We start from the raw sequence: 14089 nt of genomic DNA on the forward strand, positions 1-14089 counted from the left end.
GGAGGTGGCCCAGCACACCGTGCAGTCCCGGCCTCTGAGCCGGGACCTGTAAGGGGCGCTCAACCTGGACTAACCCGCCGCTCAACTTGATTACGGTCTCTCCCTCGTCACGGCAGCGCTGCGGAGAGAATGAACCGGTGACTCAGATTCAATTCTGATTTCGCAATGCGTTCAGCAGCACTCCTGTAGATAAGTTCCGGTCTGGCGCCAGCGCCGCACAGAACTTGTCTCGGCCTCTCCCCACCTCAAACCAATTGAACATCGTGCAATTGTGCGCTACCGGTAGTGGCATATGCCCCTTCCGCTGGAGCCTTGCCGATGTCCGCAGCCGCCCGCCCCCATTCTCAAGTCACGGACCCCGCTGATCTTGGAGCCCTTGAGGCGCGGCAGATGATGGCACGGCGGCAATTGTCAGCCGTCGAGCTCGCACAGGCCTGCATCAACCGGGTGGAAGCGGTGGACCACGCGGTTAATGCGCTGGTTGCCCGTGACTTTGATGCCCTGCTGAAGGACGCGAAGGCTGCAGATGACGCGCTGGCGCGGGGTGATGTGCTTGGCACGCTGCATGGCCTGCCCTTCGGCGTCAAGGACATGATCGACGTCAAGGGTCTGCCGACAACCTTCGGCTCCGAACTCTTTGCCAGGAACATCGCCACGAAGGATGACGCCATTGTCGCGGCCATGCGGGCGGCGGGCGCCATTCCGCTGGGCAAGACCAACAATCCGGAATGGAGCGCGGGCGGCAACACCCGCAACCGGGTCTATGGCGTCACCGCCAACCCGCATGACGTGACCCGCAGCTGCGCCGGCTCGTCCGGCGGTTCCGCCGTTGCGCTCGCCTGCGGATATGCGCCGCTGGCGACGGGCTCGGACACGGGTGGTTCCTTACGCAATCCGGCAGCCTTCTGCGGCACCGTTGGCTTCCGCCCCAGCCCGGGCGTTGTACCGGGCGACACGCGGGCCATCGGCCTCATCCCCATGTCCACTTCCGGCCCCATGGCGCGTTCCGTGGCGGATGCGGGGCTGATTCTGTCGGTTCTGGCCCGCGCTGACCGCAAGGACCCCTACACCACGGTCATCAACGGCCGCACCCCCTGGGATGCGCAGAGTTTCGCCGCCCTGCCCCGGCGCGATCTCTCCAGCCTGAAGGTGGCTGTCACCGAAGATTACGGCTTTGCGCCGGTCGAGGGGCTGGTGCGCGTTCATTTCCGCAAGGCCGTGAAAACCCTCCTGCCCTTCTTCGGTACGGCGGATGAGGCAACGCCGGACTGCGCAAATGCGGACCGGATCTTCTCCGTCCTGCGCGGTGTGCTCTTCGTCAGCACCCACGGCAAGCGGGTGGACGAGTTCCCGAATCTGGTAGGCCCCAATGTCACCGAAAACGTCCGCGAAGGCCGGTCCTTCAGCGGCGAGGATGTGGCGGGTACGCTGACACAGCAGGGTGCCTATTACCAGCGCTGGCAGGTCTTCTTCGAGGATTGGGACGTGCTGATTTCCCCCGCCGTCTGCATCAGCCCGCGTGACTGGCATGAGCTTTATCCCACTGAGATCGATGGCAAGCCAACACTCAGCTACTACCACTGGCTCGCCATGGCCTATGCCTCGACCATTGCAGGCCATCCCTCCATCACCATTCCTTGCGGTTTTGACGGCAACGGCATGCCGTTCGGATTGCAGATCGTCGGCAAGCGCCATGATGACCTTGGCGTGCTGGCTGTTGCCGCCGAGCTTGAAGCTGTGATCGCTGGCATCCCTGATCTTGCTCCGCACGGGCCGGATCTTGCCGCGCTGAAGGCAGCTCCGCGCCTGTCCGAAGCCGATGGCTTCCTGAGCCTTTGAGGGGAAAATGGCGGCAGAAGAGGGCCTAAAACCAGCAAAGCCGCCACGCGGGCGGGCCGCTTCCGTTGGTCTGACGCGGGAACAAATCGTCACGGCCGCGATTGCACAGATCGACGAGAAGGGCCTTGCCGGTTTCTCCCTGCGCGAGCTGGCAAGAGCGCTACAGGTTTCGCCCAATGTCATCTACTGGCACGTTGGAGGAACCAAGGAAGACCTGTTTGCCGCCATTTCCGGCGCGATCACCAGTGCATTGCCTGCCGGTTTCGATCGCTCGGCGGACTGGCGCCTGCGGCTGCGGCAGGTGTTTCTCGGCTACCGGGCGCTGGTGCATGAGCACCCCAACCTCGCGCCGCTGCTGGGTGCGGAAATGCAGTCGAACGGCGTTGCCAATCTCGGCTGGGTGGAAACCGTGCTGGCCGCCCTGCGTGATGGCGGGTTTCGCGGCAATGACCTGACCCATGCCTTCAATGCGCTGATCGGCGGGCTTGGCGGCTTCGTCACCATGGAGCTTGCCCCCGGCCCGCAAGGCGGCGGCAGCGGCTGGGAGAGCCATTTCCAGCAGCAGGTGGCCGCCATCGACCCCGCTCTCTACCCGCTGACCCATGCAGCCCTGCCGGACATTGCCAACCGCATCTTCGTGCTGCGCTGGCAAAACGGGACGCAAGTGCCCTATGGCGCCAGCTATGAGTTCCTGCTCGATCTGCTGATCAATGGTCTTTCCGCGCTTGCGGAAAGCCGCAAATGTTCTTCCACAAAAACAGAGGACTGAACCATGACCGCACCAGCCAAACTCCCCTTCTCCAAGGTCCGCCGCGCTGGCTCCACCGTCTATCTGGCCGGTGAACTCGGCTTTGCTGCCGATGGCTCCATTCCTGAAGGAATCGAAGCGCAAACCCGCAACTGCCTGTCGCGCATCAAGGCGACGCTGGAAGGCGAGGGCCTGACCATGGCCCATGTGGTCTCCTGCACCTGCTATCTGACGGATGCGAAGGACTTCGCCGCCTTCAACGCGGTCTATGCGGAATTCTTCTCCGATCCCCTGCCCGTTCGCACCACGGTCCAGTCCGGGCTGATGATTGATGCAAAGCTGGAAATCACCGTCATCGCGCAGGCGTAAGATCATTCAAACTCCGCGCCGTCCCGGCCTTGTGCCGTCGCCTGTGAAGTGCGCTCTCACGCGTCCCTTACAGGTCCCGGCACAAGGCCGGGACGGCGCGCGGGGGGACGGCCGGTCTCCGTGGCCTGGAATTTCCGCTCTCAAGGAATCTCATCCATGCAGGACATTCTCGTGCTCGGCGCCGGCATGGTGGGCGTTTCAACCGCGCTGGCGCTGCAGGGGCGCGGGCACCGTGTGGTGCTGGCGGACCGGAGAGCGCCGGGAGAAGAAACAAGCTACGGCAATGCCGGTGTCATTCAGGCTGAGGCCGCAGAGCCCTATGCCATGCCGCGTGATCTGCCGACGCTGCTGCGCTACGCGCTCGGGGGCAGCAATGATCTTGTCTGGTCCCCGGCCGGTATTGCCGCCATGGCCCCCGCCCTGTGGCGCTATTTCCGGGCATCGTCCCCGGCCCGGCACCGTGCGGTCTCTGCCGTTTACAGCCAGCTGACGGCGCAGGCCTGCACCGCCCATGCGCCGCTGATCGAGGCCTCCGGCAGCGGCAACCTCATTGCCCGCGAGGGGCTGGCCATTCTGCATCGTGATCCGAAGGCCTTTGAAGTTGCCGCAAGTGAGGCGCGGCGGTTGCAGGAAGCCTATGGCGTGCCGTTCCGGGCTGTGGCCGGTGCGGCATGGATGCGTGAAGAACCCTCCTTGCTGAAGGCTCCCGCAGGCGTCATCCACTACACGGGCAGCTGGAGCTGTTCCGATCCCGGCGGCCTCACCAAGGCCTATGCCGCGCTCTTTGAAAGCCGTGGCGGCACAATCGCCGCCGCTGATGCTGCAACGCTGCGGCGGACCTCATCCGGCTGGCAGGTGGCAGGTGCCGAGGGGCCGGTCAGTGCGCAAGCCGTGGTGCTCTGCCTCGGCCCCTGGACGGGGCAGCTTCTGAAGCGCTTCGGCATTAGTGTGCCAATGGTACTGAAGCGCGGCTATCACGCCCACTATCAGGCCCCGCAGATGCCGCGCCGCCCCTTCCTGGATGCCGCCAACGGAATTGTTGTGGCGGGCATGCGCAAGGGCCTGCGCCTGTCCTCTGGTGCAGCGCTTGTGGCGCATGGTGCAAAGGCCGACCCGCGCCAGCTGCGCCGGGCAGAGGCCAGCGTTGGCGGACTGATCGAACTGGGGCCGCGCATCGAGGAGCCGCAATGGTCCGGCACCCGCCCCTGCCTGCCCGGCATGCTGCCCATGGTGGGGCCGGTGCCGCGTGAAACAGGCCTGTGGGTGAATTTCGGCCACGGCCATCAGGGCTTTACATTGGGCCCGGTCACGGCGGATATCCTTGCCCGTGCGCTGGACGGGGAGCTTAAGCAGGATGCCACCGGCAGTCTGCCCCATGTCCTTTCCCCGGCCAGCCAGCTGTCCTGATCCTTCGGAGCCCTCCGGCCATGTCCAGAGCCAAAGACATTTTCGATGACGTGCAGGGCCTTGTCTTCGGCATCGTCATGACCAGCCTTGGTGTCGTCTTCCTCAAGGCGGCCGGGCTGGTGACGGGGCAGCTGGCGGGCCTTTCGGTTCTTGTCTCCATGGCAACACCCCTGCCCTTCGGTCTGGTGTTCTTCTGCGTCAACCTGCCCTTCTATCTGCTGGCCTGGCGGCGGCGCGGGGCGGGTTTCACATTGCGCACGCTGATATCCGTTGCCGGTATCTCGCTGCTGTCGCCGCTGCTCGGGGACCTGATCACCTTCCATCAGCTGCCGGTGCCGCTGGCGGGCGTTCTTGCCGGCTGCTGCTGCTCCATCGGCCTCATTGCCCTATTCCGCCACAAGGCCAGCGCCGGCGGCATCGGCATTTTCGGCCTCTATCTGCAGGAAACCCGCGGCATCCCGGCAGGCTGGGTGCAGATGGCGCTGGATCTGCTCATCTTTACCGGTGCGCTTTTCGTCATTGCGCCCGACAAGCTCGTCTGGTCGCTCCTGGGCGCGCTGATCATGAACCTGCTGATCGCCTGGAACTTCCGCCTGCCGAAGGTGCAAGAGGCGTGAGTTTGACGGCTTCGCGCTTCTTCTGTACTCTTTGAAGACATACGGAGATGAGTGCGATGCCGCGGGCCGCTGTTGAAGACAATGAACGCATGAACCTGCGCATCCCGGCGGAGGTAAAGGCGAAGCTTGTCCGCGCTGCCGCCCTGAAGCACACGGATCTTACCAGCTTCGTCACCCAGACGGCTCTGCGTGAGGCTGAAGCCGTGATTGAAGAAGCTGAATCCTTTAAGGCCTCCCGCCGCGATTTCACTCGGATCATGACGCTTCTGGAAAGTCCTCCCAAGGCAAACGACCGTCTTGCGGCAGCCATCCGCGCTCTGCCTGAATCATTGTGAACCTGCCCGGCTGGCATGAGGAGCCTGTGGCGAAGGCTCATGACCGTGACGCCTTTGATTGCGGCGATGCAGAACTCAATGTCTTCCTGCGGCGTTATGCACGCCAAAGCCATGAGATGAATGCCTCCAAGACCTTCTGCGCGATCTCCGATGCGCAGCCCAACCGTGTGCTTGGCTTCTACACGCTTACGCCTGCCAGCGTCGAATATGCAGAAGTTCCATCTCACATGACACGGCGGCTTGCCCGGCATGAAGTGCCTGGTTTCCGCCTAGCCCGGCTGGCCGTCGATGTTTCCGTGGCAGGAAAGGGTCTTGGTGGCCAGTTGCTGGCAGCAGCTGCCCTTAGATGCCTGCGGCTGGCCAATGCTGGCGGCGGTCTGTTGCTCGTAATCGACGCCAAGTCAGATCGCGCAGCTGCATGGTACCAGACTTTTGGCGCGGAACCGTTGCACGACAGCCCATTGACGCTGGTCATTCCCTTGGCAGTCTTTGTCCCGGGCCTCAAGGCCAAAGGCCTTCTATAGCCCACAAACAACGCCCTTCATGAATTATAGAACGCCAGCCTATAGCCCATCCCCTATTCCACCGGCCCGCTGCCGCGCATCTTCTTGATGCTGCCGCGGTGTTTCTTGCCTTCGACGCGGCGGCGTTTGGAGGCAAGGGTTGGCCGGGTGGCCTTGCGGGGCTTGTCCCGGTGGGCGGCGCGGGCGAGAAGCTCGATCAGGCGCGCCAGCGCGTCATCCCGGTTCATCTGCTGGGTGCGGAACCGGTCGGCCTGGATGATGATTTCGCCGCTGCGCGTCAGGCGGCTGCCCGCAAGTTCCGCTGCGCGTGCCTTCACATCCTCCGGCAGGCTTGTGTTGCCGGAAAGATCAAAGCGCAGCTGCACCGCAGTTGAAACCTTGTTGACGTTCTGCCCACCCGGCCCGGACGCCCGGATGAAATCCTCGCGCAGGTCGGCTTCCTCGATAAACAGCCTTCCGGTCACGGGAATGCGGCCGCGCGGCGGCATGCCGTTCTCTTCCGCCATAGTCCCGCCTCCTTTGCTCCCGTCCGCCTGCATTACGGCGGAATTGCGCGCGTTCATCTTAAAAAGAATTAACAAAACAATGGCTTGGCAGAACACTCGGAAAGGCGGATGCTGATCTTGCCTTCCGGAGCGACCAAGCCAAGCCCTCCCCCACAGCGCTCCACGCGCCGCTCCGGGCAAGGCGGATGCTTCCTGCAGGCCCTTATGGCCTGATAACCCAGGAGTTGGTGAAATGAAACTGCAGAAGATGATTGCCCCGGTTCTTGCCGCTTCCTTCCTTGCCACCATGGCAGGCGGCGCATTCGCAGCCACCACGATGAAGCGCGCGGACACCGGAGCACCTGCACAGCACCAGACGCAGCTGCTGACGAAGACTTCGGCCACCAAACCGGCCGCAGCCGCCCAGACGGGCAAGACACAGCAGAAGTCCGCAAGCAGCGGCACGGCCTCCAGTGCCCCGGGCACGGCGCTTCACAAGAAGAAGGGCTGAGCCTTGACCGCCCATCCCGTCAGGAGGTCCCCGCCCTGACGTATCCTGCGGTCCCATAAGACATCTGATCTCCTGCAAGGGCTGCGGCGCTGCCATTGGCGCTGCAGCCTTTTGCGTTCCTGCCACGCCAGTATCAGGCTGTCTTCAGCCCCAGCGAAGACAGCACCAGCCCACAGACTGTCTCTGCCGCCCCTTCGCGGAACTCAGGGTCTTCCAGCGACTTGCCCGTCACCATACGGATCTGGGTTTCGAAATCGGCATAGTGCTGGGTCATGGCCCAGATCATGAAGATGAGATGCACCGGGTCAGCGGGCCGGATCAGCCCCTTGTCCATCCAGTGCCGGATGACGCCGGCCTTCTCGCGCACCAGCTCCTTCAGATCCTCCTCCAGCACCTTGCGGATGCGCGGGGCACCCTGCAACACTTCGTTGGCAAAGAGGCGGGAGGCTTCCGGCAAATCCGCAGACATTTGCAGCTTCTGGCGGATATAGGCGGTCAGCTCCGCTGCCGGATCGCCCGCGGGATCAAGACGGCGCAAGGGGGCTAGCCACACATCGAGAATATAGGCGAGCACAGCCTCGTAGATCTCTGTTTTGGAGCGGAAATAGTAGAGCAGGTTCGACTTGGACATGCCCGCTCCGCCTGCGATGGCGTCCAGCGTCGCGCCGGAAAAGCCAAGGCGGGAGAACTCGGCCAGCGCAGCATCCAGAAGGCGGCTGCGGTTCAACTCCTGGATGCGGCTGAGGTTTCCATCCTCGTTCTGCGCGGCAGCTCCCGTGCTTCTGGCCGTGCGGGTGCGCGGGCGCGGCGTGCGGTTGCGCGCCGGGGGATGGCCGGAAGAAGTCTGGTCCGTCATGCGGGGCTGTCTCCACCCTCTGCCCTGGCGCCAGCCTTGGGCCTTATTCCGACGCCCGATAGCACGATTCGCACCACGTTCTCCCGGGCGGTGGCGAACTGCTCGTCAGACAAAGGTGCTCCGCCGTTCAGCGTCTCTACCTGATGGATGAAGTCCGCATAATGCTGGGTCGTGGCCCAGATCATGTAGAGCAGCGTGCGCGGGTCCACCGGGTCCATCCGCCCTTCGGCTACCCATCTGTCGATGACCGCAATACGGCTCGCGGTCCAGTCGCGCAAGGTGGTCTCCAGATAGTCCTGGATGACCGGTGCCCGGTGCAGGATTTCGTTGGCCCAGACCTTCGAGCCCATGGGATGCTGCCGGGAAATGTCCATCTTGGTGGTGATGTAGCGGGTCAGCGCCTCTTCCGGGTCCTCGCAGTCATCGAAGGAGTTGGCAGCGTCGAGCCAGATCGTGAAGATGTTTTCCACCACCTGCCGGTACAGCGCTTCCTTGGTGGCGAAATAATAGTGCAGGTTTGCCTTCGGGATGCCCGCCCGTGCCGCGATCATGCCCGTGGTTGCCCCACGGTAGCCATGTTCGGCAAACACGGTTTCGGCGGCCTCCAGGATTGCCCGTTCGGTCTCCGCCCGTGCGGCGCTCCGGCTGGATGGTTTGCGCTCCATTCGCCCCCGCTTCCGTGTTGAACGATGCCACCCGCATGTTGCGGTGCGGCGCATCCGTGATCAGATTTTCATCCTGCCGATGAAATTATCATCTTGACCGTCTGGTCAAGGATTCATACGCTCCTTGACCAATTGGTCAGGTTTCTTTCGGGTTCTCTCAAAGGGCCTGACCGTCAAAAGACAAGATCCCGCACAGGGCATATCCAGAGATCGACCGGCCCGCACGCAGCAAGAAGACTGCGGCAGGCCAAGAAGGGAACAGCGCAGGTGCAAAATCGCAAGACGATGACGGACAAGCGTGCCCGGCACTGCTAGGCTCACCTTACCCGTGTTCGCCTGAAGCCGAACCCGTGTGCAAGTTTGCTGCAGCCACGACCGTGTATCCGTGCCAAATCGGGCCGGAACCGGCAAGGAGGAACTATGTCTGACAAGGCCGCGTCCGCTGCCATTCCCAACAATCTGGAAGCCTTCTGGATGCCGTTCACGGCGAACCGCCAGTTCAAGAAGGCGCCGCGCATGTTCGTCGCGGCCAAGGACATGCATTACACCACGGCCGAGGGCAACAAGGTGCTGGACGGCACGGCCGGCCTGTGGTGCTGCAACGCGGGCCATTCCCGCCCGCGCATCGTCGAAGCGGTTCAGAAGCAGATCGCCGAGCTGGACTATGCGCCGGCGTTCCAGATGGGTCACCCCAAGGCCTTCGAGCTGGCAGCCCGCCTTGCCGCCATGCTGCCCTCGCCGATGGACCACGTGTTCTTCACCAACTCCGGCTCTGAAAGCGTCGATACGGCGCTGAAGATCGCACTTGCCTATCAGCGCGCCATCGGCCAGGGCTCCCGCACCCGCCTCATTGGCCGCGAGCGCGGCTATCACGGCGTCGGCTTCGGCGGCATTTCCGTTGGCGGCATCGTCAACAACCGCAAGCATTTCGGCACCATGCTGAATGGCGTCGATCACATCCGCCACACCCATGACCCCGTCCGCAACGCCTTCTCGCGCGGCGAGCCGGAGCATGGCGCGGAGTTTGCCGATGATCTGATCAAGGTCATCCAGCTGCATGATCCCTCAACCATCGCTGCCGTCATCGTTGAGCCAGTGGCCGGGTCCACGGGTGTTCTGATCCCGCCGAAGGGCTACCTCAAGCGCCTGCGCGAGCTTTGCACCCAGCATGGCATCCTGCTGATCTTCGATGAGGTGATCACCGGTTTTGGCCGTATCGGCACGCCGTTCGCCGCCGAATATTTCGACGTGATGCCGGACATGATCACCACGGCCAAGGGCATCACCTCGGGCGTCATTCCGATGGGCGCCGTGTTCTGCACCAAGCAGATCTACGAGACCTTCATGACCGGCCCCGATCACATGATCGAGCTGTTCCACGGCTACACCTACTCGGCCCATCCGGTCGCCTGTGCCGCAGCCCTTGCCACCCTCGACACCTACGAGGAAGAGGGCCTTTTGACCCGCGCAGCCGATCTTGCCTCCTACTGGGAAGCGGCGGTGCACTCGCTGAAGGACTGCCCGCACGTGATCGACATCCGCAACCTTGGCCTCATCGGCGCCATTGAGCTGGAATCGATCCCCGGCGAGCCGACCAAACGCGCCTTCTCCGCCTTCCTGAAGGCCTATGAGGACGGCATTCTGATCCGCACCACAAGCGACATCATCGCCCTGTCGCCGCCGCTGATCATCTCGAAGGAGCAGATCGACGAGCTGTTCGGCAAGCTGCGCAAGGTGCTGGAAAACAATATCTGACGAAGCCTTGCGTCAGGGCGGGACCGCCTGCCCTGACGCTCCACAAATGCCCCGCACACACGACAAGACCAAGCCAGACCGCCGCCAGCCCCTCACTTGCGCGCCCAAAGGCAGAACCCGGAAACGCGACCCATGAAGACCATCCACAACATCATCGCCGGCAAGGAAACGCCCGTCACCTCCGGCAAGGTTTCGCCCGTGTTCAACCCGGCAACCGGCGAGCAGGTGGCCGAGCTTGGCCTGTCCAATGCCGCCGATGTTGCTGCCGCCATTGCCGCTGCCAAGGCCGCCTTTCCGGCCTGGCGCGACACGCCGCCGCTGAAGCGTGCTCGGTTCATGTTCCGCTTCAAGGAGTTGCTGAGCGCGAATGCGGACAACATCGCAAGGGCGATCTCCGCCGAGCATGGCAAGACCCATGACGATGCCCTTGGCGAAGTCGCGCGCGGCATCGAAGTTGTCGAGTTTGCCTGCGGCATCCCGCATCTGCTGAAGGGGGACTTCGCCCGCAACGTTGGGCCAGCCATCGACAGCTATTGCGACCGCCAGCCGCTGGGTGTGGTCGCCGGCATCACGCCGTTCAATTTCCCGGCCATGGTGCCGCTGTGGATGTATCCGATCTCCGTTGCCTGCGGAAACACCTTCATCCTGAAGCCGTCCGAGCGTGATCCTTCCGCCGTCATGGTGGTGTATGAGCTGTTCCGCGAGGCCGGATTCCCGGAAGGCGTGCTCAACGTGGTGCATGGCGGCAAGGACGCCGTGGATGTGCTGCTCACCCATCCGGATGTGAAGGCCGTGTCCTTTGTCGGCTCCACCCCGATTGCCGAATATGTCTATGCCACCGGGACCGCCCATGGAAAGCGCGTGCAGGCGCTTGGCGGGGCGAAGAACCACATGATCATCATGCCCGACGCGGACATGGATCAGGCCGCTGATGCGCTGATGGGCGCAGGCTACGGCTCTGCCGGTGAGCGCTGCATGGCCATTTCCGTCGCCGTGCCGATTGGCGAAAAGACCGCCGATGCCTTGATCGAAAAGCTGGTGCCGCGTGTGCAGGCCCTCAAGATTGGCCCGGCCACCGACAAGGACGCCGAGATGGGCCCGGTGATCACCGATGCCCACAAGCGCAAGGTGCTGGGTTACATCGACCAGGGCGTCAAGGAAGGCGCAGAGCTGCTGGTTGATGGCCGGGGCTTCTCGCTGCAGGGCTATGAGAACGGCTATTTCGTCGGCGGCACCCTGTTCGACCGGGTCACCCCGGACATGACCATCTACAAGGAAGAAATCTTCGGCCCGGTGCTCTCCGTGGTGCGCGCCAAGGGCTATGACGAGGCGCTCGACCTCATCAACAATCATGAATATGGCAATGGCACAGCCATCTTCACCCGCGACGGCGACGCCGCCCGCGCCTTTGCCGACCGGATCGAGGTGGGCATGGTTGGCATCAACGTGCCGATCCCGGTTCCGGTGGCCTATTTCTCCTTCGGCGGCTGGAAGCGCTCGCTCTTCGGCGATCACTCCATCTACGGGCCGGAAGGCGTGCGCTTCAACACCCGCCTCAAGACGGTGACCACCCGCTGGCCGGCCGGCATCAAGGACGGCGCGGTCTTCACCTTCCCCAGCCTCGACTGAGGCAGGCAGAGAGGCCCCCACCCGCCAGCGGCGCAATTTTCAAGGCAGAGCACGATGACAACACTCGGACAGAACCTGAAGATCAACCCGGACCGGCTGTGGGACAGCCTGATGGACATGGCCAAGATCGGTCCGGGCATCGCGGGCGGCAACAACCGCCAGACCCTGACGGATGCCGATGCCGAGGGACGCAGGCTGTTCCAGTCCTGGTGCGAGGACGCAGGCCTGACCATGGGCGTCGACAAGATGGGCACCATGTTCATGACCCGGCCGGGCACCGATCCGGACGCCCTGCCCGTCTATGTGGGCTCGCACCTCGACACCCAGCCGACCGGCGGCAAATATGACGGGGTGCTCGGCGTTCTGGCCGGGCTGGAGCTGGTGCGCACGCTGAATGATCTCAGCATCAAGACGAAGCATCCCATCGTTGTCACCAACTGGGCCAACGAGGAAGGCGCCCGCTTTGCCCCCGCCATGCTGGCGTCCGGCGTTTTCGCCGGTGTGCACAGCCTTGACTATGCCTATGGCCGCAAGGACCCGGAGGGCAAGACCTATGGCGATGAGCTGAAGCGCATCGGCTGGGTTGGTGAGGAAGAGGTGGGTGCCCGCAAGATGCACGCCTATTACGAGCTGCACATCGAACAAGGACCGATACTGGAGGCCGAAGGCAAGCAGATCGGCGTCGTCACCCATTGCCAGGGCCTGTGGTGGCTGGAATTCACCCTGACGGGCCGCGAGGCGCACACCGGCTCCACGCCGATGAACCTGCGCGTCAACGCCGGTCTTGCCATGGCGCGCATTCTGGAGATGGTCCAGAGCGTTGCCATGGACCATCAGCCGGGGGCCGTTGGCGGCGTCGGTCAGGTGTTCTTCTCGCCCAACTCCCGCAACGTGCTGCCCGGTCAGGTGGTCTTCACTGTCGATATCCGCACACCCGACCTTGCCAAACTCACCGCCATGCGCGCCCGCATCGAGGCGGAAGCCGCCACCATCTGCGAGGCGCTCGGCGTCGGCTGTTCGGTGGAGGCGGTCGGCCATTTCGATCCGGTGACCTTCGACCCGAAACTCGTCTCCAGCGTGCGCTCCGCCGCCGAACGGCTCGGCTACAGCCACATGAACATCATTTCGGGCGCAGGCCATGACGCCTGCTGGGCCGCCAAGGTCGCCCCGGCCACCATGATCATGTGCCCCTGCGTGGGCGGTCTCTCGCATAACGAGGCGGAGGAGATTTCCAAGGAATGGGCAGGCGCGGGGTGCGATGTTCTGTTGCACGCGGTGCTGGAGACGGCGGAGGTCGTGGGGTGAGGCTTGGCTCCCTGCTCCCGCTGAACGCCCCGTTTCTCTCCATCGTCATCCCGGACGCAGCGAAGCGGAGATCCGGGACCGGTGAGCCGGGGCCTGAGTTGACTGGAGGACGGAACGGACAATGCCCGCATGGGTCTACATCATGGCATCAAGGCCATATGAAACACTCTACACGGGCGTAACCGCAGATTTGACAAGACGGGTTTACGAGCACCGCGAAGGACAGGTTGAAGGCTTCACGGAGCAGTACGGCATCAAGTCGCTCGTTTGGTTTCAGGAGTTTGCCACGATGAATGAAGCGATTGCGATGGAAAAGAAGATCAAACGCTGGCAGCGGCAGTGGAAGTTCGACCTGATCGAGAAGGGCAATCCGCAATGGCGTGATCTTTATCCAGATCTCAACCGGTAGCACCTCGGCTCACCGGTCCCGGATCTGCGCTGCGCTTGTCCGGGATGACGATCGAGAGGGTGGAAGTCCATTACTCGAACCAAAGAAAGCACCGCATGACACCGCTGCGCATCGCCATCGAGACACCTGACCAGCCCGAAGTTCTGGAGCTTTTGGCTCAGTCGGATGCTTATGCGGACAGTCTCTATCCGCCGGAGGGCAATTTCGGCTCGCCGCTTGAGGATCTGATGCAAGCTGACGTGGATTTCATCGTTGTGCGCAAGGCGGATGGTGAGGCGATCGGCTGCGGAGCGGTGAAGTGGTTTGAAGAAGGCAGTGGCGAGCTGAAGCGCATTTTCGTTGATCCGGCAGCGCGCGGCATGGGCGCCGGGCGGGCGCTGATGGAAAAGCTGGAGAATCTGGCGCGGGAGCGCGGCGTGCTGCAGCTGTATCTGGAAACGGGCGAGCTCAATGTGGAGGCCGTGCGCATGTACAAGGCTTTCGGTTATGCACCTTGCGGGCCGTTCGGGCCTTATGAGGCCAATCCCTACAGCCTGTTCATGAGCCGGAGTATCGAGAAAAACTGACATAAAGACAGCCGCCGGATGCTCCGCAACAAGGCGCAACGGCGCGGAAACGGAAAAAGGGGAACAGAC

Annotated in this window: 16 protein-coding genes; 13 read left to right on the forward strand and 3 right to left on the reverse strand. The window is 63.2% G+C overall.

Annotated features, from left to right (window positions below):
- The first annotated feature begins 390 nt into the window (after nt 1-390).
- The 7 genes from V6L75_RS01170 (at nt 391) to V6L75_RS01200 (ending at nt 5839) form a co-directional block, all read left to right on the forward strand.
- A complete protein-coding gene (locus V6L75_RS01170) occupies nt 391-1839 on the forward strand; it encodes an amidase (protein ID WP_334250002.1) in 1449 nt (482 codons plus the stop codon).
- Nucleotides 1840-1846: 7 nt separating this feature from the next.
- On the forward strand, nt 1847-2608 hold the full coding sequence (locus tag V6L75_RS01175; protein ID WP_334249703.1) for a TetR/AcrR family transcriptional regulator: 762 nt from the start codon (nt 1847-1849) through the stop codon (nt 2606-2608).
- 3 nt (nt 2609-2611) lie between these two features.
- Nucleotides 2612-2956, forward strand: a complete 345-nt coding sequence (locus V6L75_RS01180) for a RidA family protein (RefSeq protein WP_334249704.1) — start codon at nt 2612-2614, stop codon at nt 2954-2956.
- Between the two features lie 156 nt (nt 2957-3112).
- Nucleotides 3113-4363: an NAD(P)/FAD-dependent oxidoreductase gene (locus tag V6L75_RS01185; protein WP_334249705.1), complete on the forward strand. Its 1251-nt coding sequence runs from the start codon at nt 3113-3115 to the stop codon at nt 4361-4363.
- Nucleotides 4364-4383: 20 nt separating this feature from the next.
- A complete protein-coding gene (locus V6L75_RS01190; RefSeq protein WP_334249706.1) occupies nt 4384-4980 on the forward strand; it encodes a YitT family protein in 597 nt (198 codons plus the stop codon).
- Nucleotides 4981-5036: 56 nt separating this feature from the next.
- The gene (locus V6L75_RS01195) at nt 5037-5315 is read left to right on the forward strand and encodes a type II toxin-antitoxin system TacA family antitoxin (RefSeq protein ID WP_334250003.1); all 279 of its coding nucleotides are present in this window, start codon (nt 5037-5039) and stop codon (nt 5313-5315) included.
- Nucleotides 5312-5839, forward strand: a complete 528-nt coding sequence (locus V6L75_RS01200) for a GNAT family N-acetyltransferase (protein WP_334249707.1) — start codon at nt 5312-5314, stop codon at nt 5837-5839. The genes V6L75_RS01195 and V6L75_RS01200 overlap by 4 nt, the downstream gene beginning before the upstream one ends.
- Before the next feature lie 53 nt (nt 5840-5892).
- On the opposite strand, the gene arfB is transcribed toward V6L75_RS01200, so the two are convergent.
- A complete protein-coding gene (arfB, locus tag V6L75_RS01205; protein WP_334249708.1) occupies nt 5893-6345 on the reverse strand; it encodes an alternative ribosome rescue aminoacyl-tRNA hydrolase ArfB in 453 nt (150 codons plus the stop codon).
- 232 nt (nt 6346-6577) lie between these two features.
- Here arfB and V6L75_RS01210 point away from each other — a divergent pair, with 232 nt between their 5' ends.
- Nucleotides 6578-6835 carry a hypothetical protein gene (locus tag V6L75_RS01210; RefSeq protein ID WP_334249709.1) on the forward strand — a complete coding sequence of 86 codons (258 nt, stop codon included), beginning with the start codon at nt 6578-6580 and terminating at the stop codon, nt 6833-6835.
- A gap of 133 nt (nt 6836-6968) precedes the next feature.
- Here the strand turns inward: V6L75_RS01210 and V6L75_RS01215 are convergent, their stop codons facing one another.
- The gene (locus tag V6L75_RS01215) at nt 6969-7691 is read right to left on the reverse strand and encodes a TetR family transcriptional regulator C-terminal domain-containing protein (RefSeq protein ID WP_334249710.1); all 723 of its coding nucleotides are present in this window, start codon (nt 7689-7691) and stop codon (nt 6969-6971) included.
- Complete coding sequence (locus V6L75_RS01220; protein ID WP_334249711.1) at nt 7688-8356, reverse strand: TetR/AcrR family transcriptional regulator; 669 nt, start codon at nt 8354-8356, stop codon at nt 7688-7690. The genes V6L75_RS01215 and V6L75_RS01220 overlap by 4 nt, the downstream gene beginning before the upstream one ends.
- Nucleotides 8357-8776: 420 nt before the next feature.
- Between V6L75_RS01220 and aptA the strand changes: the two genes are divergently transcribed.
- The 5 genes from aptA (at nt 8777) to V6L75_RS01245 (ending at nt 14020) form a co-directional block, all read left to right on the forward strand.
- Nucleotides 8777-10111, forward strand: coding sequence for an omega-aminotransferase AptA (gene aptA, locus V6L75_RS01225; protein ID WP_334249712.1), 1335 nt, complete (start codon nt 8777-8779; stop codon nt 10109-10111).
- A 132-nt stretch (nt 10112-10243) separates the two neighbouring features.
- Nucleotides 10244-11740 carry a CoA-acylating methylmalonate-semialdehyde dehydrogenase gene (locus V6L75_RS01230; protein WP_334249713.1) on the forward strand — a complete coding sequence of 499 codons (1497 nt, stop codon included), beginning with the start codon at nt 10244-10246 and terminating at the stop codon, nt 11738-11740.
- Nucleotides 11741-11794: 54 nt separating this feature from the next.
- On the forward strand, nt 11795-13045 hold the full coding sequence (locus V6L75_RS01235) for a Zn-dependent hydrolase (RefSeq protein WP_334249714.1): 1251 nt from the start codon (nt 11795-11797) through the stop codon (nt 13043-13045).
- 121 nt (nt 13046-13166) lie between these two features.
- The gene (locus V6L75_RS01240) at nt 13167-13454 is read left to right on the forward strand and encodes a GIY-YIG nuclease family protein (protein ID WP_334249715.1); all 288 of its coding nucleotides are present in this window, start codon (nt 13167-13169) and stop codon (nt 13452-13454) included.
- Between the two features lie 95 nt (nt 13455-13549).
- On the forward strand, nt 13550-14020 hold the full coding sequence (locus V6L75_RS01245; RefSeq protein WP_334249716.1) for a GNAT family N-acetyltransferase: 471 nt from the start codon (nt 13550-13552) through the stop codon (nt 14018-14020).
- Nucleotides 14021-14089: the final 69 nt, after the last annotated feature.

This window comes from Pannonibacter anstelovis, from assembly GCF_036881715.1.
Classification (GTDB): Bacteria; Pseudomonadota; Alphaproteobacteria; order Rhizobiales; family Stappiaceae; genus Pannonibacter; species Pannonibacter anstelovis.